The organism is Pedobacter ginsengiterrae (assembly GCF_039537385.1).
Lineage (GTDB): Bacteria > Bacteroidota > Bacteroidia > Sphingobacteriales > Sphingobacteriaceae > Pedobacter > Pedobacter ginsengiterrae.
Genome location: NZ_BAABAK010000004.1, coordinates 195,536 through 222,230, shown reverse-complemented (window position 1 = coordinate 222,230; position 26,695 = coordinate 195,536). Strand labels below are relative to the sequence as shown.

Annotated in this window: 20 protein-coding genes; 8 read left to right on the top strand and 12 right to left on the bottom strand. The window is 36.3% G+C overall.

Annotated elements, in window-relative coordinates; translation table 11 throughout:
- Nucleotides 1–65: 65 nt before the first annotated feature.
- The 4 genes from ileS to ABD692_RS05655 all read left to right on the top strand — a co-directional run bounded on the left by ileS (nucleotide 66) and on the right by ABD692_RS05655 (nucleotide 5,382).
- Entirely contained in the window at nucleotides 66–3,467 is a 3,402-nt protein-coding gene (ileS, locus tag ABD692_RS05670) for an isoleucine--tRNA ligase (protein WP_344765729.1), read from the top strand.
- Between the two features lie 30 nt (nucleotides 3,468–3,497).
- Complete coding sequence (locus tag ABD692_RS05665) at nucleotides 3,498–3,881, top strand: TraR/DksA family transcriptional regulator (protein WP_029286865.1); 384 nt, start codon at nucleotides 3,498–3,500, stop codon at nucleotides 3,879–3,881.
- Complete coding sequence (locus tag ABD692_RS05660; RefSeq protein ID WP_316764744.1) at nucleotides 3,881–4,483, top strand: lipoprotein signal peptidase; 603 nt, start codon at nucleotides 3,881–3,883, stop codon at nucleotides 4,481–4,483. The genes ABD692_RS05665 and ABD692_RS05660 overlap by 1 nt, the downstream gene beginning before the upstream one ends.
- 380 nt (nucleotides 4,484–4,863) lie before the next feature.
- A complete protein-coding gene (locus ABD692_RS05655; RefSeq protein ID WP_344765723.1) occupies nucleotides 4,864–5,382 on the top strand; it encodes a DUF4269 domain-containing protein in 519 nt (172 codons plus the stop codon).
- Between the two features lie 141 nt (nucleotides 5,383–5,523).
- On the opposite strand, the gene ABD692_RS05650 is transcribed toward ABD692_RS05655, so the two are convergent.
- The 4 genes from ABD692_RS05650 to ABD692_RS05635 form a co-directional block, all read right to left on the bottom strand.
- Complete coding sequence (locus ABD692_RS05650) at nucleotides 5,524–5,883, bottom strand: ribosomal maturation YjgA family protein (RefSeq protein ID WP_344765721.1); 360 nt, start codon at nucleotides 5,881–5,883, stop codon at nucleotides 5,524–5,526.
- Between the two features lie 241 nt (nucleotides 5,884–6,124).
- A complete protein-coding gene (odhB, locus tag ABD692_RS05645) occupies nucleotides 6,125–7,348 on the bottom strand; it encodes a 2-oxoglutarate dehydrogenase complex dihydrolipoyllysine-residue succinyltransferase (RefSeq protein WP_344765719.1) in 1,224 nt (407 codons plus the stop codon).
- Between the two features lie 96 nt (nucleotides 7,349–7,444).
- A complete protein-coding gene (locus tag ABD692_RS05640) occupies nucleotides 7,445–10,243 on the bottom strand; it encodes a 2-oxoglutarate dehydrogenase E1 component (protein ID WP_316764756.1) in 2,799 nt (932 codons plus the stop codon).
- Nucleotides 10,244–10,438: 195 nt separating this feature from the next.
- Nucleotides 10,439–11,713 (bottom strand): DASH family cryptochrome, encoded by a 1,275-nt coding sequence (locus ABD692_RS05635; protein WP_344765714.1) that lies wholly within the window; start codon nucleotides 11,711–11,713, stop codon nucleotides 10,439–10,441.
- Nucleotides 11,714–11,885: 172 nt separating this feature from the next.
- Here ABD692_RS05635 and ABD692_RS05630 point away from each other — a divergent pair, with 172 nt between their 5' ends.
- From ABD692_RS05630 to ABD692_RS05620, 3 genes are all read left to right on the top strand, one after another.
- Nucleotides 11,886–13,526: a DUF4139 domain-containing protein gene (locus tag ABD692_RS05630; protein ID WP_344765712.1), complete on the top strand. Its 1,641-nt coding sequence runs from the start codon at nucleotides 11,886–11,888 to the stop codon at nucleotides 13,524–13,526.
- Nucleotides 13,527–13,683: 157 nt separating this feature from the next.
- On the top strand, nucleotides 13,684–14,586 hold the full coding sequence (locus ABD692_RS05625) for a TIGR01777 family oxidoreductase (RefSeq protein ID WP_344765710.1): 903 nt from the start codon (nucleotides 13,684–13,686) through the stop codon (nucleotides 14,584–14,586).
- 66 nt (nucleotides 14,587–14,652) lie between these two features.
- Nucleotides 14,653–15,951, top strand: a complete 1,299-nt coding sequence (locus ABD692_RS05620) for a cryptochrome/photolyase family protein (protein WP_344765708.1) — start codon at nucleotides 14,653–14,655, stop codon at nucleotides 15,949–15,951.
- On the opposite strand, the gene ABD692_RS05615 is transcribed toward ABD692_RS05620, so the two are convergent.
- From ABD692_RS05615 to ABD692_RS05585, 7 genes are all read right to left on the bottom strand, one after another.
- On the bottom strand, nucleotides 15,941–16,831 hold the full coding sequence (locus tag ABD692_RS05615; RefSeq protein ID WP_344765706.1) for an FKBP-type peptidyl-prolyl cis-trans isomerase: 891 nt from the start codon (nucleotides 16,829–16,831) through the stop codon (nucleotides 15,941–15,943). The two genes, ABD692_RS05620 and ABD692_RS05615, sit on opposite strands and share 11 nt — an antisense overlap.
- A gap of 3 nt (nucleotides 16,832–16,834) precedes the next feature.
- Nucleotides 16,835–17,290, bottom strand: a complete 456-nt coding sequence (locus ABD692_RS05610) for an FKBP-type peptidyl-prolyl cis-trans isomerase (protein WP_344765704.1) — start codon at nucleotides 17,288–17,290, stop codon at nucleotides 16,835–16,837.
- Nucleotides 17,291–17,779, bottom strand: a complete 489-nt coding sequence (locus ABD692_RS05605; protein ID WP_344765702.1) for an FKBP-type peptidyl-prolyl cis-trans isomerase — start codon at nucleotides 17,777–17,779, stop codon at nucleotides 17,291–17,293.
- A gap of 189 nt (nucleotides 17,780–17,968) precedes the next feature.
- Complete coding sequence (locus ABD692_RS05600) at nucleotides 17,969–19,762, bottom strand: acyl-CoA dehydrogenase family protein (RefSeq protein WP_344765700.1); 1,794 nt, start codon at nucleotides 19,760–19,762, stop codon at nucleotides 17,969–17,971.
- A 168-nt stretch (nucleotides 19,763–19,930) separates the two neighbouring features.
- Nucleotides 19,931–21,106, bottom strand: coding sequence for an acetyl-CoA C-acyltransferase (locus ABD692_RS05595; RefSeq protein WP_344765697.1), 1,176 nt, complete (start codon nucleotides 21,104–21,106; stop codon nucleotides 19,931–19,933).
- 179 nt (nucleotides 21,107–21,285) lie between these two features.
- A complete protein-coding gene (locus ABD692_RS05590) occupies nucleotides 21,286–23,691 on the bottom strand; it encodes a 3-hydroxyacyl-CoA dehydrogenase/enoyl-CoA hydratase family protein (protein WP_344765695.1) in 2,406 nt (801 codons plus the stop codon).
- A gap of 1 nt (nucleotide 23,692) precedes the next feature.
- The gene (locus ABD692_RS05585) at nucleotides 23,693–24,127 is read right to left on the bottom strand and encodes a MarR family winged helix-turn-helix transcriptional regulator (RefSeq protein WP_316764786.1); all 435 of its coding nucleotides are present in this window, start codon (nucleotides 24,125–24,127) and stop codon (nucleotides 23,693–23,695) included.
- Nucleotides 24,128–24,252: 125 nt separating this feature from the next.
- Here ABD692_RS05585 and ABD692_RS05580 point away from each other — a divergent pair, with 125 nt between their 5' ends.
- Nucleotides 24,253–25,227, top strand: coding sequence for a hypothetical protein (locus ABD692_RS05580; RefSeq protein ID WP_344765693.1), 975 nt, complete (start codon nucleotides 24,253–24,255; stop codon nucleotides 25,225–25,227).
- 53 nt (nucleotides 25,228–25,280) lie between these two features.
- On the opposite strand, the gene ABD692_RS05575 is transcribed toward ABD692_RS05580, so the two are convergent.
- Nucleotides 25,281–26,603, bottom strand: a complete 1,323-nt coding sequence (locus ABD692_RS05575) for a DUF6089 family protein (protein ID WP_316764790.1) — start codon at nucleotides 26,601–26,603, stop codon at nucleotides 25,281–25,283.
- Between the last annotated feature and the right edge of the window lie 92 nt (nucleotides 26,604–26,695).

The window sequence follows — 26,695 nt, the reverse complement described above, 5'->3', positions numbered from 1 at the left end:
TAAACTACCAAATTTGAGCGAAAAACTTTAACTTTGCATCCTTAATTTTTTGAGGTACTTGATTGATGTATAGCGAATTTAAACAATTAGACCTTGCCAAAATAGGGCAAGAAATACTGGATTTTTGGAAAAAGGAAGACATCTTTGAGAAAAGTATTTCTTCTCGCCCAAAATCTAATCCGTTTACTTTTTACGAGGGTCCACCGTCTGCCAATGGTATGCCAGGGATTCACCACGTAATGGCCCGTGCTATTAAAGACATTTTTTGCCGCTACAAAACAATTAAAGGTTACCAGGTTAAAAGAAAAGCTGGCTGGGACACGCATGGCCTGCCCGTTGAACTTGGAACCGAAAAAGAATTGGGCATTACCAAAGAGGATATTGGTAGAACCATTTCTATTGAAGATTACAATGAAGCCTGTAAAAAAACAGTAATGCGCTACACAGATGTGTGGAACGATTTGACTGAAAAGATGGGCTATTGGGTAGATATGGATAACCCGTATATTACATACAAATCGAAATATATGGAGTCGGTTTGGTGGCTTTTAAAACAGATTTACGATAAAGGATTAATCTATAAAGGTTACACTATACAACCTTATTCGCCAAAAGCAGGAACAGGTTTAAGTTCTCACGAGGTAAACCAACCTGGTGCCTACCGCGATGTTACCGATACTACAATTGTTGCTCAGTTTAAAGCATTGACTGATACTTTGCCAGCCTTTTTACAAGGTTTCGGCGATATCTATTTGATGGCATGGACGACAACTCCATGGACTTTACCATCGAATACAGCGTTAACGGTCGGCCCAAAAATCGACTATGTTTTAATTAAAACTTTTAACCAATATACTTTTTTGCCAACGAATGTTATTCTGGCTAAAAACCTGGTTGGAAAACAATTCAGCAAAACTTTCTTCGAAAGTAATGAGGCTGATGATTTTGCTAATTTCAAAGCTGGCGATAAGAAAATTCCTTACCAAATTCTTGCTGAATGTAAAGGAACTGAATTGGTTGGCATTAGATACGAACAACTTTTAACTTACGCTTTACCATACAACAATCCTGAAAATGCTTTCCGAGTAATTTCAGGAGATTTTGTAACTACCGAGGATGGTACTGGTATTGTACACACTGCTCCTACTTTCGGTGCTGATGATGCTAAGGTTGCCAAAGAAGCTATTCCGGAAATTCCCCCAATGTTGGTGTTGGATGACAATGATATTCTTGTTCCGCTTGTAGATTTGCAGGGTAAATTCACTAAACATGTTGGGCCTTTTGCAGGTAAATATGTTAAGAATGAGTATTATGATGCTGGCAAAGCACCCGAAAAATCGGTTGATGTAGAAATCGCGATTTTATTAAAAGAAGAAAACAAAGCTTTTAAGGTTGAGAAATATGTACACAGTTACCCACACAGCTGGAGAACTGATGAGCCACTTTTATATTACCCTTTAGATTCGTGGTTTATTAAAGTTACTGATATTAAGGACAAAATGTTTGACCTTAATGAAACCATTAACTGGAAGCCGAAAGCTACTGGTGAGGGTCGTTTTGGTAACTGGTTAAAAAATGCCAACGACTGGAATTTATCGCGTTCGAGATATTGGGGCATTCCTTTGCCAATTTGGAGAACAGAGGATAAAAAAGAAGAAGTATTAATTGGTTCGGTTGAAGAACTTTATAATGCCATCGAAAAATCTATCTCGGCTGGTTTCCAAAAAGAAAATCCTTTTAAAGGATTCGAAATTGGCAACATGTCTGAAGAGAACTACGATCTGATTGATTTGCATAAAAATGTAGTAGATCAGATTACTTTGGTTTCTCCATCAGGCAAACCAATGACTCGTGAAACCGATTTAATTGATGTTTGGTTTGATTCAGGTTCAATGCCTTATGCACAATGGCACTACCCTTTCGAAAACAAAGAAACCATTGATTCAAACGAAGATTTCCCTGCAGATTTTATTGCTGAAGGTGTAGATCAAACCCGTGGTTGGTTTTATACATTACATGCTATTTCTACGCTTGTTTTCGATAAGGTAGCTTACAAAAATGTGGTTTCAAACGGATTAGTGCTCGATAAAAACGGGCAGAAAATGTCTAAACGTTTAGGAAACGCTGCAGATCCATTCCAAACCATTAACGAATATGGTGCCGATGCAACACGTTGGTACATGATTTCGAACGCAAATCCTTGGGATAACTTAAAGTTTGACATCGAAGGAATTGCTGAAGTTCGCCGTAAATTCTTCGGTACGCTTTACAATACTTATGCCTTCTTCGCATTATATGCTAATATTGATAAGTTCGAAATCGATAAAAATAACCTAAGCAAGGTTGAAGACAGAACGGAATTAGACCGTTGGATTTTATCGTTATTGCAAAACTTAATTAACGAAGTTGATGAAAGTTACAATACTTACGAACCAACCAAAGCTACCAGAGCAATTCAGGCCTTTGTTGATGAGCATTTAAGTAACTGGTACATCAGACTAAGTCGCCGCCGTTTCTGGAAAGGCGAAATGACTGATGATAAACGTGCTGCTTACGAAACGCTTTATACTTGTTTAGAAACTTTAGCACAGCTGATGAGTCCTGTTGCACCTTTCTTTGCCGATTGGTTGTACAGAAACTTAACCGTTACCGATAAAACTGCTGAGCAATCGGTTCATTTAACTTTATGGAAAGAAGGCGATGCAAGCTTAATCGATACCGATTTAAACGAACGTATGCTTTACGCTCAGGATATTTCTTCGATGGTTTTATCACTACGTAAAATTTCGAAAATTAATGTTCGTCAGCCTTTAGAAAAAATCTTAATCCCATCGTTAAATGGCGATTTCGAGCAAAAAATTTCAAAAGTTGCCGATTATATTCTTTCAGAAACAAATGTTAAACACATCGAATTTATTACCGATACGCACGGCATTGTAATGAAAAAGCTTAAACCTAATTTTAAATCATTAGGTAAAAAAGTTGGTAAGGATATGAGCCTTGTAAAAAGCGCATTGGAAGAGATGAATCAGGACGATATCCAGCGTTTGGAAACGGATGGCTTCATCAATGTTTTCGGCAGCAATGATGTTCAATACAAGATCGATTTAAACGAAGACGTTGAGGTTTTTGCAGAAGATATTCCAGGATGGCAGGTTACTAATTTAGGCAGTTTAACCGTTGCCTTAGATGTAACCATTTCTGAAGAATTGAAACAGGAAGGAATTTCTCGCGAATTGGTAAACAGAGTTCAGAACCTACGTAAAGAATTAAACTTCGAAGTAACCGATCGAATTAAAGTTTCATTACAAAATGATAACTTAATAGCTAATGCAGTTGCTAAAAACAAGGCTTACATTTGCGCTGAAATTTTAGCAGACGAATTTGAATTAACGGATACTGAGATAAACGCAAACAAAATCACTATCGATGATGTTGAGTTAAGCATTTCAGTAACTAAAATATAAATCCATATATTAGAAAACTAAATTAAAAACATGGAAAACAGTAACAAAACACGCTACTCAGACAGTGAACTACAGGAATTTAAAGAATTAATTCAAGATAAATTACGCAGTTCTAAAGAAGAACTTAATGCTTTAACTTCATCATTAAGTAACCCAAATGCAAACGGAACAGAAGATACGTCTGGTGCTTACAAAACATTAGAAGATGGTTCTGCGACGATGGAAAAAGAGCAAATCAATCAATTAGCTGCCCGTCAGAAAAAATTTATTGATAACCTGGAAAATGCATTAGTTCGTATCGAGAACAAAACTTACGGAATCTGCCGCGAAACTGGTAAATTAATTCAAAAAGAACGTTTACGTGCGGTTCCTCACGCTACTTTAAGCATGGAAGCTAAATTAAAGCAGAGTTAATGAAAGGCTATACAAAACCTTTATTAGTTATATTTTTGGTTTTACTTGCCGATCAGGCACTTAAAACTTGGATTAAAACCAACATGTACCTTGGTCAGGAATTTAAAATCATTGGCCAATGGTTTATCATTCATTTTACAGAAAATAATGGTATGGCCTTCGGTATGGAATTCGGTGGTGAGTTTGGAAAACTAGCTCTATCATTGTTTCGTATTGCTGCTGTGGGTGGTATTGGATACGGTTTACACTATTTAATTAAGCACAAATACCACCGTGGTTTAATTTTAAATGTTGCCCTTATTTTTTCAGGTGCTTTAGGAAATATCATCGATTCGGTTTTCTACGGAAAAATTTATGGTTATGAAACCTGGTTTCATGGTCGCGTTGTAGATATGCTATACTTCCCAATTGCCGAAGGACATTTTCCGAGCTGGATACCAATTTGGGGTGGCGATGAATTCGTTTTCTTCAGACCCGTTTTTAACCTTGCTGATGCTGCGATATCCGTTGGTGTAATACTTATACTGATCTTCCAAAAAAATTACTTTAAAGAAGATGTAAAAGATGATGTAAGCATTAACAGCGAGATTGTAGAGGATTAAGGGGAATTACGATTTCAGATTGACGACTTACGATTTCTTAGCCTAAATATTATATGCCCATTTCTTAATTGAAGTGGGCTTTTTCTTTAATATATAAAGTTGTCATTGTGAGGCACGAAGCAATCCTAAAGCATTAGTTATTAAACCTATTTATCAAATTGCTTCGCCACTAGCTGTGACAATTGTAGTAATTATTTCTTGAAAGCAACCTTCTACCAAAATCAAGGCCACTTCCCGCTATCCTTACTGCCAATGAAACCTGTACTTTAACCAAGTTTTATCGAAAAATTCACGTCAGAATTACATTGCATTGGCATTCATACTATCGGGTTTAGTAACTTTGGATACCATAAGAAACAAAAGCCGCAAAACGCCTAGAAATGATAAATTTTCTTGATATATCTTATCTAAAAACAGGAACCGAAAGACAAAGAAAAGCTTATCAGGTTTTAACTGAACGTGCAATTCTGGAAAACCTCGCTCAATATAATCCAATTTTAACTGGTACAATCCCGATTAATATAGACATCGAAAACAGTGATTTAGATATAATTTGTTCCGCCCAGGATGATAAAAAATTTGAAAATGACTTGACATACCATTTCAAACATGAGCGAGGCTTTAATATTACGAAAAACAAAAAGTTTAACGCTCTAAAAGCAAATTTCTTTATAGATGATTTTGAAATCGAAATCTTTGGCCAAAATATTCCAACAAAACAGCAAAATGCTTACCGCCATATGCTAATTGAGCATAAAATACTTCAAGAACAAGGCGAAGATTTTAGAATGCAAATCATTGAATTAAAAAAACAAGGACACAAAACAGAGCCAGCCTTTACCAGGTTATTGAATTTGCAAGGAGATCCTTACGAGGCGCTGTTGAGGATGCAGATTTAAATTTCTCTATCATTTAAAACGAGAGTGAGATTAATCTTTTGGATGCGGCAACTTTGAATATTATGTAATATTGAAACAAGAAGCATCAGCAACTAATGAAACAGATTCTTCGTTCCTCTGAATGACAAATTATTACCCATTTCAATCCTTAAAAAACAAACAAATCAAATAACCTACAAAGTAGGCCAGCAAATCATAAACAGTAAAATAAGTACCTAAAACTGTACTCCAAAACTTATTATTCTCCAAGCCAAACCAATTAACATAATGCAAGCCTTGCAAAAACTCAATTACAAAAGAAAAAATCAACACACCTAGAGCTAGCTTTTTATTATTTGTTTTGAGAAAAATCCTAAAGAAAGCATATATCAGAACCACTACCAAAACATCCCCTCCAAAAGGACGAATAAAAGCATCATTAAGGTATTTGGCAATCAAAACTTCAACAACGAAAATTGTGATAAAAATGATTAGGAATTTTAGATTGAAAGTAAATTTCATGCGCTAATATAATAGTTGTATCGTCATTTTTAGCAAAGCCAAGAAATCTTAGGAATAAGATAAAAATTATCGATTCGGCATTTTCTCACTTGAAATGACAGCTTGAAAAGCTAATGAATAATGGTGTATGTGTTGATCATTTTGGGGCACGAAGCAATGACGGGTTTACATTTGTATAAAAAAAGCCCTAACAAAAAATGTTAAGGCTTGTAGTATGAATGTTCTTAAGATATTACTGGGATTAAACGCCCAATAATAATCTAGCTGGATCTTCTAGTAATTGTTTTACACGAACCAAGAAACCTACTGATTCACGTCCGTCGATAATTCTGTGGTCGTAAGATAAAGCAACATACATCATCGGACGAATCACAACTTCACCTTTTTCAGCAACAGGACGCTCAATAATATTATGCATACCTAAAATGGCCGACTGTGGCGCATTAATAATAGGTGTAGACATCATCGAACCAAAAACACCACCATTAGTGATTGTAAATGTACCGCCAGTCATTTCTTCGATTGTTAATTTACCATCGCGAGCCTTAAGAGCTAGAGCCAAAACAGATTTTTCAATTTCAGCTAAACTCATGCTCTCTGCATTACGAATAACTGGTACAACTAAACCTTTTGGAGCTGAAACTGCAATCGAAACATCAGCAAAGTTATTATAAACAATCTCCTCGCCATCAATACGAGCATTTACAGCGGGGAAATCTTTTAATGCCTCAGTCACCGCTTTGGTGAAGAAACTCATGAAACCTAAACCAACACCATGTTTTTCTTTGAAAGAATCTTTGTATTTACCACGTAAATCCATGATTGGTTTCATGTTAACCTCGTTAAAAGTAGTTAACATTGCTGTTTCATTTTTAACAGCAACCAAACGTTTTGCTACGGTTTTACGTAATGGCGACATTTTTTCGCGACGCTCAGAGCGTGCGCCTGCAGGAGCAGCAACAACTGGAGCGTTAGCTTTTGGAGCTTCAGCCTTTTTACCAGCCTCAGCATTTACAGCATCATCTTTAGTAATACGACCATCAATGCCAGTACCTTTTACAGCAGCAGCATCAATACCTTTTTCAGCAAGAATTTTACCAGCTGCAGGAGATGGAGTTCCTGTAGCGTAGCTTTCACCAGATTTTTCAGCAACTGGTGCTGCTGTTTTATCTTCAGTAACTACTGCCTTTTCTTCTGTTTTAGGAGCATCAGCTTTTGCAGGCGCTGCGCCACCATCTTCAATTTTACAAACTACTGCGCCAATAGCTAAAGTATCGCCTTCAGCAGCTATGGTTCTTAAAGTTCCAGCTTGCTCTGCAGTTAATTCGAATGTAGCCTTATCTGATTCTAACTCAGCAATAACTTCATCCATTTCAACAACATCGCCATCGTTTTTTAACCATTGCGATAAAACAACTTCGGTTATCGACTCACCAACTGGTGGAACTTTTATCTCTAAACTCATATTTTTAAAATTGTATTTTCTTTGATGTTTTGTCTAAATTCAATATGTAAGCTATTGATAGGAAACCTTCAACCCTACACCTTTTCACCCTCAACCTTAATCGGCTTCTGCTAGGTTTTTACTCGCTTTTTTAGTTGCACTTTTAACTTCTTCCTGTTTTACAGAAACTTCTAATGCCTTCGCTAAAATATAAGCTTGTTGATTAGCATGTTGTTTTGCAAAACCTGTTGCAGTACTGCTGCTTTCTCTTCTAGAAATTACATCAATACCTTTTAAACCAGTTTTATACAATTTGCGGAATAAGTACGGCCATGCACCCATGTTTTCTGGCTCTTCTTGTACCCAGAAAATCTCATCTGCATTTTTATATTTTTTCGTAATCGCTTCCATCTGATCAACAGGTGTTGGATATAACTGCTCAACGCGAACAATTGCAACATGTTTAACTTTATCCGTCTGTTGTTTTTCAAGTAATTCGTAATAGATTTTTCCACTACAGAAAACTACACGAGTTACATCTGCAACTTTAACATTTACATCATCAATTACTTCTTTGAAACCCCCTTCTGTAAACTCTTCTAATTTAGAAACACAAGCTGGGTGACGCAATAAACTTTTTGGTGAGAAAACCACTAACGGTTTACGGAAATCGCGTTTAAACTGGCGACGTAAAACATGAAAGAAGTTTGCAGGTGTAGTACAATTCACAACTTGCATATTGTAATCTGCACAAAGCTCCATAAAACGTTCGATACGTGCCGATGAATGTTCAGGACCCTGACCTTCGTAACCGTGAGGCAATAACATTACCAAACCATTTTCTCGTTGCCACTTCGTCTCTGCACTCGCAATATACTGATCTACAACAATTTGTGCCCCATTAAAGAAATCACCAAATTGTGCTTCCCAAATGGTTAAAGCATTCGGGTTAGCCATTGCATAACCATATTCGAAACCTAAAACTCCATACTCTGATAAGTGTGAATTATAAATATCAAATGGTGCTTGCTGATCTGAAATGTTTGCTAATGGTACATATTCTTCTTCGCTATCTTCTAAAGTTAAAACCGCATGACGGTGAGAGAAAGTACCACGTTCTACATCCTGGCCACTTAAACGAACTCGCTTACCTTCTGATAACAAAGTACCATAAGCCAATTGCTCGCCCATTGCCCAATCAAAAACATTAGTTTCATTAACCATTTTACTGCGTTCAGCAAATAGCTTTTCAATCTTTTTGAAGAATTTTTTATTTGTTGGTAAAGTTGTAATACGTTTACCAATTTCTAATAAAGTAGATTTTTTAACTGCTGTAATAGGAGAAGTTTCGAAATCTTTTGGAGTTGCCATACGCAGGTCTGCCCATGCACCGCCAAATTTAACTTCAGTGTCTCCAGCAACAAATTCTTTTGCTTCATTTAAACGTTCTTGTAAAATTCCACGGAAATCCTTTTCCATTTCTTTTGCCAATCCCGCTTCCAATTTACCTTCTTTGGTTAATTGCTCAATATATATTTCCCTTGGATTAGGGTGTTTTTCAATTGTTTTATACAATAAAGGCTGCGTGAATTTAGGCTCATCAGACTCATTGTGACCGAAACGACGGTAACATAAAATATCAATGAAAACATCATTTTTGTATTTCTGACGATATTCCATTGCCAGATTAATAGCATAAACCAAAGCTTCAGGATCATCGCCATTTACGTGAAATACTGGCGATAAAGTTACTTTAGCAATATCTGTACAGTATGTACTTGTACGGGCATCTTTATAGTTTGTAGTAAAACCAATTTGGTTGTTAATTACCAGGTGAATGGTTCCACCGGTTTTATAACCTTCCAAACCAGCCATTTGAATTACTTCGTAAACAATACCTTGACCAGCAACAGAGGCATCACCATGAATCAAAATTGGAGCTAAACGACTGTTATCGCCGCCATATTTGAAATCGATTTTAGAACGACTCATGCCTTCTACCACACCATCAACAGTTTCTAAGTGCGATGGATTTGGGCAAAGACTTAAGTGAACGCTTTTACCTGCATTAGTAGTTACATCGGTAGAATAACCTAAATGATATTTTACATCACCTCCAAAAGGTGTTTCTGGATTATAACTCTTACCTTCAAACTCAGCAAAAATATCTTTGTAAGTTTTTTGCATGATATTCGCTAACACGTTTAAACGACCGCGGTGCGCCATACCAATTACAAATTCTTCAATTCCCAATTCTGCACCTTTTTCGATAACCGAATCTAAAGCTGGGATTAAAGCTTCTGCACCTTCTAACGAGAAACGTTTTTGTCCTAAGAACTTCGTCCCTAAAAAATTTTCGAAACTTACAGCTTCATTTAGTTTTTTAAGGATACGTTTTTTCTCCTCGATTGAAAAGTTTGGCGTGTTACGTGCGCTTTCCATTTTACCCTGAATCCAGTTTAAAACTTCTGGTGTACGTAAAAATTTAAATTCTGCACCAATTGAATGTGCATAAGTTTGTTTTAGGAAAGCAACAATATCCTTCAATTTTGCTGCACCGATACCAATTTCAACACCAGAGTTGAAAACGGTTTCTAAATCTGCATCAGATAGGCCAAAATTAGCCAAATCTAATGTTGGTAAATGTTTACGTCTTTCGCGTACCGGATTGGTATGCGTAAACAAGTGACCGCGACTACGATAGCCATCAATCAGATTTAAAACATTAACCTCTTTTAAGAATTGTTCTGGAGTTTCTACGGTTACTGCAGTGGTTTCAGATCCTCTTCCAAAATCAAAACCTTCAAAAAACTTTTGCCAACCAAATTCAACTGATTCAGGATCCTGCTGATACGACTGATATAAAGAATCTATATATTCGGCGTTTTCGCCATTAAGATAAGATAAACTACCCATTATTAACTGTTTACTATAAGCATTACAAAATTAGAATTTTACCTTATATAATTGGTAAAAAACTATATTAAAATGAGATTTTTTGAATTATAGAATTATTATTGATAATAATTGAATTCTTGATCTTTAAATGCAAGAACAATACCATCCCGAAGAAGATTATTATATTATTCAAATTCACTCAATCGATTATTTTTAAGAAGCCCAAATTGTGGCGTAATTTCCTTTTGGATCAAGATTTTTTATGTTTTTATCCAAATCAAAAGCACTCTTCGTTTTTTGATCGTTCCCTACACCTGCCATATTTGCCCAATTACCCCAATTGCTTGCCGGATTATAATCAATTAATTTTTCTTCAAAATATGCCGCACCTAAAATCCAGCTTACTTCTAAATTATTTATTAAGAATAAAGCCGCAGTTTGTCGGGCAATATTAGATATATACCCCGTTTGATTTAATTCATTCATAACTGCGTCAACTACCGCGAACCCAGTTTGCCCAGTTTTCCAGTTATTGAAATTCTCAACTGCATTAGCCTCATCTACCACGCCCTGACTACCAAAACCATTAGGTTTAAAAAAAGTATTACCATATTTTTTAAACATAAACCGGAAATAATCTCTCCAAAGCAAACCAAGTAATACATGGTTAAACATGGCCTTGGTGCTTGGTGTGCTTTCCATTTTTTTGATTTCCCAATAAACTTTTCTCGGCGATAAAGTTCCCATTGCCAGCCAGGCTGATAGTTTTGAGGCAAGAATTAAGTTTTTTGTGGTAGCAGCTTGTTTCATGGCTATTATAACCTTTTGCAATGTGCTTATCCCCTCACTTTCACCCCCAACAAACTCAAAATCAGATCGTATATCCTTTTCTTTAATAGCTAAACCTAAATCGGCTAAACTTGGAATATTTCCCCAATCAATTACTTCAGCAACGTTAATTCTATCGGGCGCTAAAAAACAGGGTTTAATAATTGCATCGCGTTCAATTTTCTTTTTAAACTGATTAAATGCATCCGGAATATCTTTAATCGGGAAAGGTAAATCCTCCTTATTGTATAAAGTATGACCAATAAAGTGTTTAAGATTAATACGCAGCTTCCAAAGTCCATTTTCTACCAATGTTGATACCTGGGTTTCTTCATCAGCAACTTCGCGGTGATGATAAACTTCGTTAATTTCATATTCCTGAGCCAAAGCTGGAATAATTTCTTCGGGTTCGCCTTTAGCAATTAAAAGATTGCCTCCAATTTGTTTTAATGAATTTCTTAAAGCACCAACGCTTTCGAGTATAAATTGCGCTCTGATGCTCCCAGTTTTTAATGTGCCGTATTTAGTTTCTTCAAAAATACGTGGATCAACAATGTAAACTGGCAAAATTGAATCTGACTTAGCAATTGCCTCCACCAACATTTCATTATCGTGTAAGCGAAGATCGTTTCTAAACCAAACTAGAATTTTTTTAGACATCGTTATGTAGAAAAGTGTGTTAAAGACCGTAATTACAAATTTATTGTATTTTTTCTCCGCATCAAAAACATGTCGAATTCTTTACAAATCCTCAACAAAATATTATTTTCTTATGGAATCTCATTTGCTGGCGCATCATTGCTCTAAAATTTAAACTTAACACAAACACAAAATGAAACGATTTTTAACGATATTCTTATTCCCCTTAAGTGTTTATGCTCAACAGCAAATAAAAAGTAAAGCCGCTTTAGAAAGCGTAACAGTTTACAATAATGGCGCACAACTAACGCATACTGGAAAAGTTAATCTCCCATCAGGAACATCAGAAATTGTAATCAATAATATTTCGGGTCGTGTTAACGAAAGTTCTATACAAGTGGGAGTTTCTGCAGGTGTAACCATTTTAGCTGTTCAGTTTAATCGCGATTTCTTAAATACTGATGCTGCAAATCCCGAAATAAAACTTTTAAACGACAGCATTAAAACAGTAAATACTGAGCTTTCTAAAACAAAAAATGCAAAAACCATTGAAGAACAAACTTTGGTTTTGCTAGATGAAAATAGAAAATCTGGCGGTTCCAATACAGGTACTAATGTTGCTGAGTTAATTAAACTTGCAGAGTATTATCGGGCAAAGAGCACCGAAGTCCGTAATTCTATATTGGCAATTAGCGCAACCGAAGAGAAACAAACCCGAAAATTAAATGCTTTACAACAGCAATTGGCAGAGTTAAGAAACAATCCCAATCAGCAACTCGGCCAGTTGGTTTTACAACTCCTGGCAAAAGAAAACGTAAATGCGAATTATAATATTACTTATGTTACGCCAAACGCTAATTGGTTAGCAAGCTACGATGTTAAAGCTATTAATACTTCAACTCCTTTGGGGATTGTTTACAAGGGTGCAATTACACAAAATACTGGTTTAGATTGGAAAAAAGTGAAGCTTTCCTTATCAACAGGAAACCCGAATTATAATATTACCGCACCTACTTTAAATCCTTGGTTTGTTTCAGTTTATTCGCCTGCTCAACAAAGCCTAGCAGGAAGTTCTTCGGGTGTAAGAATTAGAGGAATGGCATCGCCTCTTGGAGAAGCGAATATGCTGAACGATGTTGTAGTTGTTGGATATGCAAAAGCCGAAAAAAAAGCAATCGCAGCATCCGTTTCTACGGTAAACAATTATACATCAGTTAACGAAAGTCAACTTGGCGTAACTTTCGATATCGATATTCCGTATGATATTAATAGCGACAATAAGCCTCATACTGTTGCTTTTAAAGAATATGAAGTTCCAGCAAAATATAAATATTATGCAGCTCCAAGATTAAGTTTAGATGCTTATTTATTAGCAGATGTTTTAGATTGGGAAAAGCTGAATTTACAGGCGGGCAATGCAAATATTATTTTCGAAGGAACTTATACGGGGAAATCCTTTATCAACCCAGCAAATATTTTGGATACTTTGAGTTTAAGCATGGGTAAAGACAAAAAAATCATCATTACCAAAGAAAAACAAGAAGATTATAGTAGCACAAAGTTTATTGGCAGTAATAAGAAACAGGCATTTACTTATCTGATAAAAATTAGAAACACAAAGAAAGAAGCTATTGAATTGTCTCTTAAAGACCAATATCCATTATCAACACAAAGTGATGTAGAAATTGAATTATTAGAAAGTAGTGGTGCAGAAGTAAATAAAGAAACCGGAATGCTTTCGTGGAATTTAAAGATAGCACCAAACGAAACTAAAACTATTAAACTAAGTTATTCAGTAAAAGCACCAAAAAGCAAAATTTTAGCAGGAATGTAATCTTCGAGGCGATCAGGTTTCCACGTAAGTATAATAGCTATTTTACGTGGAAACTTTGTTTAATGCAGAATTGATTTTTACAAATTTCTCTCTAATTATTACAACTCTAAATAATACCACAGCTCAAACCCTTTCGTATCTTTAGTGTTTTAAAAGAATGGTGAAAAAGATTCTAATTACGGGAGCGAGCGGACTTGTGGGCACTGAACTTAAAAAGCATTTGATTACCAAAGGCTATAAAGTAAACACACTTTCCCGAAAAAAAACCAATGACCCAAATAACTATGTTTGGGATATTTTTAAAGGCCAAATTGATTACAATTGCCTAACGGATGTAGATTCTGTTGTACATCTGGCTGGTGAGCCTGTAGCAGATAAAAAATGGACAGCAGAACAGAAAAAACTAATCATTGATAGTCGTGTAAAATCTACGGAATTACTTTATAAAGCCATTAAAGCATCTGGAAATCATAACATTAAGTCTTTTATTTCGGCATCGGCGGTTGGTTATTATGGCGATTGCGGCGATGAAATTCTTACAGAAGAAAGCCCGAATGGTTTTGGTTTTTTAGCTAAATGCTGCAAACTTTGGGAAAATGCTGTAGACCAAGGCAAGAAACTGAGCCTGAGAATAGTAAAACTTAGGACTGGAATTGTAATAAGCAAACGTGGTGGTGCATTACCGCAATTGGCTTTGCCTGTAAAATTATTTGTAGGTTCGGCAATTGGTTCGGGCAAACAATGGGTGCCATGGTTGCACCACGAAGATATGGTTGAAATGTATATTGACGCTATAGAGAATCCGAAAATAGAAGGTAATTACAACGCCTGTGCTCCTTTTCCTGTAACTAATTCCGCTTTAACAAAAGCGATAGCGAAACAACTTCATCGCCCGTTTTGGCCAATTAAAGTTCCAAAAAGAGTTGTCGAATTATTACTGGAAGAAAGAGTTGAAGCCGTTTTAATGAGTAATAATTGCTCTGCACAAAAACTTCTTGACGCTGGTTTTAAATTCAAATTCACCAGAATCGAAGATGCATTAAAAGACATTTACAAATAAGTTTATCAATGAACTGAATATCATAATTTTCCCAATTAAACAATTTACTCGCTTTACCTAATAAAAATGCACCCTATTAATATTTTATGGCTTCGCCGCGATTTACGTTTGGAAGATAATGCAGCACTTTACCATGCCCTAAAAAGTGATTATCCAGTCCTACTGTTATTTATTTTTGATAAAAACATATTAGACAAATGCGCTAAAGATGATGCCCGTGTAACCTTTATCTATCAAACATTAGAAAACATCAAAAAAGAACTTCGAGCTAAAGATTCTGACTTGTTAGTTAAGTACGGTACTCCAGAAAAAATATGGACAGAAATATTAAAAGATTATGAGGTAAAAGAAATTTACACCAATCACGATTATGAGCCTTATGCTCGCGAACGTGATGATAATATGGCTGAGTTTTTAACTAGCGAAAAAATTGCGTTTAAAACCTATAAAGACCAGGTTATTTTTGAAAAAGGCGAAATTTTGAAAGCCGATAAATCGCCATACACGGTTTTTACACCTTTTTATAAACAATGGCAGGCTAAGCTAGATGGTTTTTACACAAAATCTTATCCTACAAAAAAGTATTTCAAAAACCTGTTTAAAACAAAAAACCTTTCATTTCCATCTTTAAAAGAGATGGAATTTGAAGAAAGTAAACTAAACTTCCCTGAAATTAGCTACAAGAATAAGCTGGCAGATTATGGGCAGGAAAGAGATTTTCCTGCTAATGATGGAACAACTCATATTGGATTACACTTAAGGTTTGGCACTTTGAGTATTAGAAAAGCTGTGCAAGACGCCATTAAGGAAAAATCAAATGTTTGGCTTTCGGAATTAGCCTGGCGGGAATTTTATATGATGATTCTTTGGCATTTTCCATACGCTGCTTTCGATTCGTTTAAAAAGCAATACGATAAAATTAAATGGCGAAATAACGAGGCAGAGTTTAAGTCTTGGTGTAAGGGTAATACGGGTTATCCGATTGTAGATGCAGGTATGCGTCAACTAAACGAAACTGGTTGGATGCACAATCGCGTTCGTATGGTTGTGGCCAGTTTTTTATCCAAACACTTGTTAATAGATTGGCGTTGGGGCGAGGCTTACTTTGCCGAAAAATTGCTTGATTATGAAATGGCAAGCAATGTTGGTGGTTGGCAATGGGCAGCAGGTTCGGGCAACGATGCAGCACCTTATTTCAGGGTTTTCAATCCCGAATTACAAACCAAAAGATTTGATTCGAAATTTGAATATATTAAAAAATGGGTACCAGAATATGGTACAAAAAAATATGCCCAACCAATAGTTGAGCATACATTTGCACGCGAAAGAGTGCTTAAAGTTTTTAAGGAAGCGCTTAATTCGTAACGCTCACAATTTCAATGTCGAAATCCAGAACAGCATTACCAGGAATTGTGCCATTACCAGCTGGACCATAACCTAAATCTGATGGAATAAATATTCTAACTTTTGTTCCTGCTTTAAAATTTCTTAAAATATCCCAGCCTTTTATAGTTCCAGACAAGGGTAACGATGATGCTGTACCTTCCGTAGCGTCAAAAACACTTCCACTTAGAAGTCTGCCTGTGTAATTTACCGACAATGTACTTGAGCTTGAAATCGGGTCTACACCTGTCCCCTGCTGTGTAACAATATATCTAACCCTTGACAAATCTCTGATGGCAGTTAAACTATTTGCTTTTAAGAAATTATCAATTTCCAATTCGTCTATTTCATGTCTGGTCGACTGAGTATATATTCCTAAATCAACACGAATATTTTCATTTGATTCAACTCCAAGTGAGGGTATTCCATTTTTACCGAAGGCCATGTTTGAAGGTATAATCACCGTAGCAGTTCCACCTCTTTTTAATTTTGACAAAACCTCTCTTACTGGAACAAAATCAAATGGTGAAGAGTTTATTGTAAATCTATCAGTATAACCTAAAAAAGTTCCTGGTATCATAACATCCGATGATTGATTAAGAATTTGGCCATTCAAGGACTTAAAAGTGAATGAATAAAAAACAGAATCAGAATTTTTTAAATCTGCACCAGCACCTGGAGTTAATACATTATAATAGTAGCCCGAAGGATCTTTAGTAAATGTTAGATTATTACGTTTAATGTAAGCTTGAATAGCACTCTCATCTACCGATTGAATAGACTCATACTCCTTTTTACAAGATGTAAATAATATAGTAGCCAGTAAAAAAGTAAACAGGCTAAGTTTTGTAAAGTTCTTCATTAATTATTGTACGTTTATCAATTGTATCGTAAAATCTAAAACCGAATTTGCAGGTACAGGCCCCGTAGCCTGGCTTCCATAAGCTAAATTAGACGGAATAATCAATCTAATTTCACCACCTTTCTGAATAAGTGGAATACCTATTCTCCAGCCTTCTATTAACTGCGCCAGCTGAAAGGTATTTTCAACACCATTACCATTATCAATTACAGTTCCATTTAATAACCTGCCTTCGTACTTAATTGTAATTTTAGTACTCGATGGATAGGTAAATGATCCTGAACCAGGTTTAATAATTTGATAATATAAGCCAGAGGAATGTTTTGTTGCACTAATATTATTGTTTTGAATAAACTCCGCAATTTGTTCATCAGCGTTTTCATCCTTTTTGCAGGAAGTAAATAATACTGAAATAAGCAAAAAGCTAAAAGCAGCAAATTTTAATAAATTTTTATTCATTTAGTTTGGGATATCGTTAAGAGTGATCGTAAAATCCAATATTGAATTTGCAGGGATTGATCCATTTGCGGCATTACCATACCCATAATATGAAGGGATGAAAAGCCTAATTTGCCCACCTTTTTGTATATAAGGAATTCCAATTTGCCATCCAGGAATAAGTCCTCCCAATGTAAATTGTGGTGAAGTCCCTTTAGAAGCATCAAAAATTGTCCCATTAAGTAATCTACCTTCATAATCTACTTTAATTTGGGTAGTTGAAGTATAGGTAACATTTCCAGCACCTGCAGCAATAATTTGATAGAAAACGCCATATTGCTCGTTTTTTAAGACTGCAATATTATTTGCTTTAACGTAAGCTCTAATTGCTGTAGTATCTGCCTTAAATTGCGGAACAGGATCATACACATCACCTACATCTGTTTTTTTACAGGCAACAAAACATCCAGCAATGCATACCAGCAATAAAAAGTGCTTAATCTTAATCATAGTCCGCAAAAATAAGCTTTTAATACGGATGCCACAATTTTTAACCAAATTTAACAAATAGACAAAGTTAAAAAGACCAAAGATAAAAGACTATTAACCACCAATGATACCAATTCGGTTTTTATACCGCATTAGTTCTTTCAGGTTTTGTCTTTTTGCTTTGGTCTTTAATTTTTGAGCTTTAAAGCCTTAAAAAATATATTTATTTGCTTCAATTAATTTCTGAGCGACTCTTTGACGAGCATCTTTAACATTAAAAGGTTCTACCTTGGTAAAACGACGTAAACCCACCAACATCATGCGTTGTTCATCACCATCGGCAAATGCCCAAAGTGCTTCTTTACCCGCTTTGGCAATGCCATCAACAGCCTCAACCATATAAATTTTCAATAAATCTAACTGACCCGCTGAAGCTTCTTCGCCGCGCAACGAAACCAATTTCTCGGTTCTTAGCAAAGCTGATTCCAGTACATAAACATAGCCTGCCATGTCTGCAATGTTCATTAAAATCTCTTGCTCTTTACTTAAAGTCATCATTAGTTTTTGAACCGCAGCACCAGCAACCATCAAAGTCGCTTTTTTTAGGTTCGCTAAAACTTTTTTCTCAGAAGCAAATAATGTAGTGTCTTCTTCGCCAAAATCAGGAATGCTCATTAATTCGGCAGCAACAGCAGTGGCTGGCCCCATTAAATCCAATTCGCCTTTCATGGCTCGCTTCAACATCATATCAACGGTTAGCAATCGATTAATTTCGTTCGTTCCTTCGAAAATTCTGTTAATACGAGCATCACGATAAGCCCTGTCCATTGGTGCGTCTGCACTGAAACCCATTCCACCATAAATTTGAACACCTTCATCTACAGTATAATCCAACGCCTCAGAACCCCAAACTTTTAAAATGGCACATTCAACCGCAAACTGCTCTACAGACTTTAATCTTGCTTTACCTGATTCCATTCCACCTGCAACCAATTGATCATAAGTATCATCAATATTTTGTCCTGCACGATAGTTCGCTGCATCAACAGCATAAAGCTTCGAAGCCATTTCGGCAATTTTGAAACGAATAGCCCCGTATTTAGAGATCGAACGGCCAAATTGGCTACGTTCATTTGAATAATTAATTGCTGTGCTTAATGTTGCTTTTGAGGCACCAATTGCCGCAGCTGATAATTTTATACGACCAATGTTTAAAATGTTAACTGCGATTTTGAAACCATTTTCCCGATCACTCAACATATTTTCAACTGGAACTTCGCAATCGTTAAAGAAAACCTGACGCGTTGAAGAACCTTTGATTCCCATTTTATGTTCTTCTGGATTCATGGTAATGCCACCAAAATCTTTCTCTACAATAAAAGCAGTTAAGTTTTTATCATCATCAATTTTTGCAAAAACGATAAAAATATCTGCGAAACCACCGTTGGTAATCCACATTTTTTGCCCGTTGATGATGTAATGTTGACCGTCAGCACTTAAAACGGCTTTGGTTTTTCCAGAATTTGCATCTGAACCTGAATTAGGTTCCGTTAAGCAATAAGCTGCTTTCCATTCGCCAGAACCCAATTTTGGAATGTATTTGGCTTTCTGTTCTTCGTTTCCGTAATAAAGGATTGGCAAAGTACCAATTCCGGTATGCGCCGAAAGCGCCACTGCAAATGAGTGCCCAGCACCAACTACATCAGCAACCAACATCGAAGTGTTAAAGTTTTTACCAAAACCTCCGTACTCTTCAGGAACAGAAACCCCAAGAATCCCCAATTCGCCAGCTTTGGTTAAAAGCGTTGGCATTAACTCTGGGTCTTCCTGTTTATCAATTTTATCTAAATTTGGATAAACTTCAGCTTCTAAAAAATCGCGACAAGTTTGCGCAATCATTTGTTGCTCTTCATCAAATTCTTCAGGAATAAAGATATCCTGGTAAACCGTTTCTTTAATTAAGAATTCGCCGCCTTTAATTGTTTTTTTTTCAGTTGTTTCCATTTTAATAGTATCTAGTAGCGAGTATCAAGTGAATCGCTTAATTTTATTTTATGGCCTTTTCTTTTGCCTAATACGGTCGTCATTGAGTGGCATAAAGTTATCCTAAAACCATCGTTATTATCAGCATAAAGCATTAAGATTGCTTCGTAACTCGCAATGACGATATGCCTAAAACAGCTCAAAAATCCCTGCTGCGCCCTGCCCGGTACCTACGCACATGGTAACCATACCATATTTTTTATTCTGTCTTTTTAATTCGTTAAGCATTTGTACCGATAATTTAGCCCCTGTACATCCAAGCGGATGGCCCAATGCAATTGCTCCACCATTTACATTAATGATATCAGGATTTAAATCCAATGTTCTGATAATTGCTAAAGATTGTGAAGCAAAAGCCTCGTTCAATTCAATTAAATCAATATCGTCTTGCTTTAACCCCGCTTGTTTTAATGCTTTCGGAATTGCCTCAATCGGACCTATCCCCATAATCCTTGGCGGAACACCAGCCACTCCATAACTTACTAACCTCGCGATTGGCTCTGCATTTAATTCTTTCATTTTCTTTTCAGAAACCACCAAAACAAATGCAGCACCATCAGATGTTTGCGATGAATTACCTGCTGTAACACTTCCAACCGCATCAAAAACTGGTTTCAATTTTGCCAGTTTTTCTAACGTCGTATCAGCACGCGGACCTTCATCTGTATCCACTACATAAGAGCGTGTTTTCTTTTTCAAGTTCTCATCCAGGTAATTTTCATTCACTGTAATGGGCAAAACCCCATCTTTCAAATGACCATTTTTAATAGCCTGAATCGCCTTTTCATGAGATTTCAAAGAAAACGCATCCTGGTCTTCGCGACTCACGTTATATTCTTTTGCAACCGCTTCGGCAGTTAAACCCATCCCCCAATACCAATCTGGATTGTTCTTTGCAACCTCCGCATTCGGCACTAATTTCCAGCCACCGAAAGGCATTCCACTCATCACTTCCACACCGCCTGCGATGATGCAATCCGCCATTCCAGCTTTAATTTTCGCAACCGCAGTCGCAATCGTATCTAAACCCGATGCACAATAACGGTTTACCGTAACACCTGGAACTTTGTCCGTATCCAAGCCCATCAGCGAAATCATACGGGCAATATTTAAGCCCTGTTCTGCCTCTGGTGTAGCATTACCTACAATTACATCGTCAATTTGTTCCTTATCTAAATTCGGAACCGATGCTACCAAAGCTCTAATCACTTCTGCAGCCAAATCATCAGCTCTCGTAAAACGGAATACGCCACGGGGCGCCTTGCCCACTGCTGTACGATATCCTGCTATAATATATGCTTCCATTTTATTTAGTATTTCTTATGGCGCTAGCCAATATTATGTTTTTATTATACGCATTTTCCTGACTCTTGCCATCATTGCGAGGCACGAAGCAATCTTAATGCAGTAGAAAAACCCTTAGTTGTAAGATTGCTTCGTGCCTCGCAATGAGGAAGTGGCTAAGCAAACCTCATATCTACTATCTAATTCCTCAACGGTTTCCCCTTGGTTATAATCGATTGAATACGTTCTAAAGATTTTCGCTCACCCGCAAGTGATAAAAACGCTTCTCTTTCCAAGTCCAATAAATATTGCTCGCTTACTTCTGTAGGGGATGATAAATCGCCACCACACATTACGTAACCTAATTTTTCAGAGATTTTTTTATCGTGTTCAGAAATGAAATGCCCAGCATACATACTATTTGCACCTGCGTAGACAATTCCTAAACCTTGCTTACCCAATACTTTAATATCTGTACGTTGAACTGGTTTTGTATAACCAGCCTCAGCCAATTCAATTGCCTTGGCTTTTGCGTCGGCCAATAAACGGTTGCGGTTCATCGATATGGAGAATTTATCTTTTTGTAGATAACCCAATTCGTAAGCCTCATAACCAGAAGTAGAAACTTTCGCCATACCAATCGTTAAGAAACGCTCTTTCAAAGCATTTTGAACAATCTGATCGTCCTTATATTCATCAGAAGCACGTAAAGCGAATTCTTTGGTTCCACCTCCACCTGGAATTACTCCAACACCGAACTCAACCAAACCCATATAGGTTTCAGCCGATAACTGAACATGGTCTGCATGTAAGCTAAACTCACAGCCACCGCCTAAAGTTAAATTGTGTGGCGCAACTACAACAGGAATTGATGAATAACGAATGCGCATCGAAGTGTTTTGGAACATTCTGATGGCCATATTCAACTCATCCCACTCCTGCTCAACCGCCATCATGAAAATCATACCCACATTGGCACCAGCAGAGAAATTTGCACCGTCGTTACCGATTACTAAGCCACGGTAATCTTTCTCGGCCATATCGATAGCTTTATTAATTCCAGAGATGACATCCCCACCAATGGTATTCATTTTGGTATGGAATTCTACATTCAGAATGCCATCGCCTAAATCAATAATCGAAACACCAGAGTTTTTCCAAAGGGTTTTATTCTCGCGGATATTATCCAGAATGATAAACTCATCGGTTCCTGGTAAAGCTTTGTAAGATTTTGTTGGAATATCATAATACTTCTTAACACCACCTTCTACTTTGTAAAATGCATCATTTCCAGCATCAAGCATTTCCTGAACCCAAGCCGCAGCTTTATTTCCGTACTGCTCCATTCCCTCAATCGCTTCTTTCACACCAACGGCATCCCAAAGCTCAAACGGACCAAGTTCCCAACCAAAACCTGCACGCATCGCGTCATCAATACGATACAATTCGTCAGAAATCTCAGGAATCCGATCTGATACATATTCAAATAAACCGAAAGAAGAATGGCGGAATAATTCGCCCGCTTTATCTTTTCCTTTGGCGAAAATCTTCATGCGTTCACGAAGATTTTCAACAGGCTTGGTCATTTCTAAAGTAGCCGATTTTACCTTTTGCTGAGGTTTATATTCTAAGGTTTTTAAATCCAACGCAAGGATTTCGGTCTTTCCTTCAGCAGTTTTAGTTTTTTTATAGAAACCCTGTTTGGTTTTATCACCAAGCCATTTGTTCTCCTCCATTTTTTTAACATACTCAGGAAGTTTAAACAGCTCATGCGCTTTATCTTCAGGACAATTATCATATAGTCCTTTAGCTACCTTAATCATGGTATCCAAACCAACCACATCCGAAGTACGGAAAGTTGCCGATTTCGGTCTGCCCAAAGCTGGACCAGTGAATTTATCAACTTCTTCAACAGTTAAATCTAGTTTTTCAACCAAATGTAGCAGTGCCATTATGGAATAAACCCCAACTCTGTTTGCAATAAAAGCAGGCGTATCATTACATAAAACCGTGGTTTTACCTAAAAATTTATCACCGTAATGCATCAAGAAATCAACAATCTCAGGTTTGGTATGTGGCGTTGGAATAATCTCCAATAATTTTAAATAACGAGGCGGATTAAAAAAGTGTGTTCCGCAGAAATACGCTTTAAAATCTTCACTTCTACCCTCGGCCATTAAATGAATTGGAATACCCGAAGTATTAGAAGTAATTAATGTACCAGGTTTACGGAATTGCTCCACCTGTTCGAAAACCTTTTTCTTAATGTCTAAATTTTCGACTACCACTTCAATCACCCAATCAAAGGCGGCAATTTTCGGCATATCATCGTCGAAGTTCCCCGTCTTAATTTTGTTTAATACTTTTTTAGAATAAACTGGAGATGGATTTGTTTTAACAGCAGTTTGCAAAGCTGTATTAACAATTCGGTTTTTTACTACCAGATTATCTAATGCTAGTCCTTTTGCCTGTTCTTCTGGGCTTAGTTCTTTCGGAGCAATATCTAAAAGCAAAACCTCTACACCAATATTGGCGAAGTGGCATGCAATACGCGACCCCATAATACCTGAACCTAAAACGGCAACTTTATTAATGCTTCGTTTCATATTAATCAACAGTATATGCTACAGTTATATCATTTAATTTTATCAACAATGTGATGAAAGTTTCTTTTTCCTTTTTAGAAAAATGTTCATCAAGATATTCATTGAACTTTCGAACAACGCCTTTGGCTAATTGTTTCTTTTCCTTCCCAAAATCAGTTAGAAACACTTTTACTGAACGTTTATCTCCTGCAGAAGTTTCGCGATAAATAAGCTTGGCATCTTCCATATTATTTAACATGCGAGAAAGACTTGTTGCTTTAACACCAAGCAACGCAGCTAAGTTCGAAACTGCTGTGCCATCAACATCATCAATATTAATAAGCATATAACCAATTGCCTGTGTAATACCAAAGCCTGCAGCCATTTGGTTGTACTTATTAAACATGTTTTGCCAGGCAAACTTAACGTGATAATCTAATGTTTGTTGTTGCTTCATTTGGTTAAATTTATTATGCTTGCATAACAAAGCTAATGAATGTATTTTGTTAATGCAATAGCAAAATGAAGAATTTTTGTCAAAAGATTCTTATAATTGAACTGCACAAATGAAAACACTTAGCTATGCTACTTATAAAAAAAATATTATTAATTTTTCCTGTTCTCCTAATCGGCGTAATTTGCAAAGGCCAGGTTTCTTATTTTGGAATTGAGGCAGCGCAAAAAGCAAAACTAGATGGTTTTAAAACAACCACCACACTTTTCACATTACAATATAACGATTATCCGGAATTGGAAAAATTTAATGAAGCGATTAAAAAAGTTTGGACAATTACTCCTTTTAAAATAATTAAGCCTAATGAACTTGCGAAATACGATATAGCTTCTTCCAGCTACTCGTTATTTTATTTTGATGGTTATAGCGAAACTATCGATAACTCCACAAACGTAAACGTTTTTTATGCCCTAAAACTCATTACTCCTTCAGAAAAACCTAAGCAAAAAGAAGAAAGCATATTAGCCACAATAAACTTATCAACCGATGCTTTTACAGATTTACTTGTTAAAGAAATAAGTGGAAGAATGGCTGCAAGAAGAGGGCCTAAATCCGATCTTTTAAATCAATTATACAACAACTCGAAGTTTTACAATTGGTCGCCTGGCTTTTTAGCTGGTTATTTAAAACAGATAAATGATGGATTAAATACGCAAAGAAGTCAATACTTAGATTTTCAATTTTACAATAAAACACGGTTACCTCAACTTTCAAAAGAAACCTTATATGTACCCGAGTATATTAGGCAGCTATTCAGTCTTGCCCGTTCTACTGGGACAAAAAATAATAACAATGAGGTTGCCCAGGAGCCATACACCTACAAGTTAAAATTTGCTTCTTATTCTGAAATGGATAGTTTAATTTTAAACAAAAACACACCAATTAAATACCTAATATACACACAACGCTCTAACGATAAGATCATTAGTGTTTATGATAGCAAGGATAGTCAAATTATTTATCAAAAATTCGTCCCTCAGTCTACAAATTTTGAAATGAACGATTTAATCGAGATCAAAAAGATTATCAAATCTATTCCATAAAAAAAGCGATGTCGATTAAATCGACACCGCTTTTGCAATATATTTTAAACTGACTAGTAAAGCGTAAACTCTACACGGCGGTTTTTCTGACGACCAGCTGCAGTTTTGTTTGATGCAATTGGCTGACCCATTCCGTAACCTGTAGCTTCGATACGAGATGCATTAGCACCTTGAGCAACTAAGTAAGCTTTTACAGATTCTGCTCTAGCTTTAGATAAACGTAAGTTTAATTCTTTTGAACCAGTGTTATCTGTATGACCTGCTAATTTCAAGCTGAAGTTTTTCTGAACTAATAAAGCTGCAACTCTGTTTAACGATGCAAAAGATTTAGCACGAATAGTAGCTTTGTTTAAATCGAATTCTAAGTTTTTAATTGCTTCATTAACAACTTTACGATCTTCTTCTGTAACAACAACTTTTTCAACAACTTTTTCTGGAGTTTTTAAAGGACAACCAGAACCATCTACTACAGTACCTGAAGGTGTTCCAGGGCATTTATCTAATTTATCAGCAACGCCATCACCATCTGTATCTTTCAACAAATCAGCCATTTCTGAACGCAATTTTGCATTTTCAGCTTTTTGAGCATCTAAATCGCCTTTTAATGCGTTTGCAGCATTTTTAGCAGCTAAAGCCTCATCATAAGTTGCTGCAACTGGATTATGGAAAGCTAATTGTTTTCCTTTACCTAATGCAAACTCTAAACCAGCATAAGCATAGTTGTATTTATCGTTATTTCCGTTTTTATATAACCCATCTAAGTTATCTCCATCAACAAAGTTGATAGTCCAACCTAAATCGATATTAACACCATCAGATACTTTAAATTTAGCACCTAAACCAACTGGAATAATTAATTCGCTAATTGCTTTACCACCAGCATAAGCAGATGTTCCACCTGCCGTAGTAACAGTTGGTTTGTAACCTGCTAAACCAGCACCAACAGATGTATAAAGCTGAATTGCATTTTCCTTTTTAAACATATCGATATTAAACATATTAACAACCGCATTTAAGCTTGCTGAATAGTTTAATTTAGTATCGAAAGCAGAAACAGTACTTGTGTTAGTGAAACCACTATCATAAGCTTCGGTATTATCACCTTTTAATTTACCTGCAACTCCATCCAAACGAAGAGAGAAATAATTTGTAATTTGTTTTTTGATATACAATCCGTAACCAAAACTAGTTTTGTTATTACTGAAGTCGTTTCTTCCACCTAGCGGAGAAAGTGGGGTTAACGCTCCTGCGTTTACACCAATAGACCAAGTTCTGAACTGGGGTGTTGTTGTTGCTGGTTCCTGAGCCATAGCAGCAGTACCTACAAATAAACCGGCTAATGCTACCGGCAAGGATTTAAATAAATTTAATTTCATATCTTTTCTAATTAACGTTAACAAGCGTCACACACCTCTAACAACTGTCATACCAAAAAGATTTTTATTAGAAAATAATTTTAAACTTATCA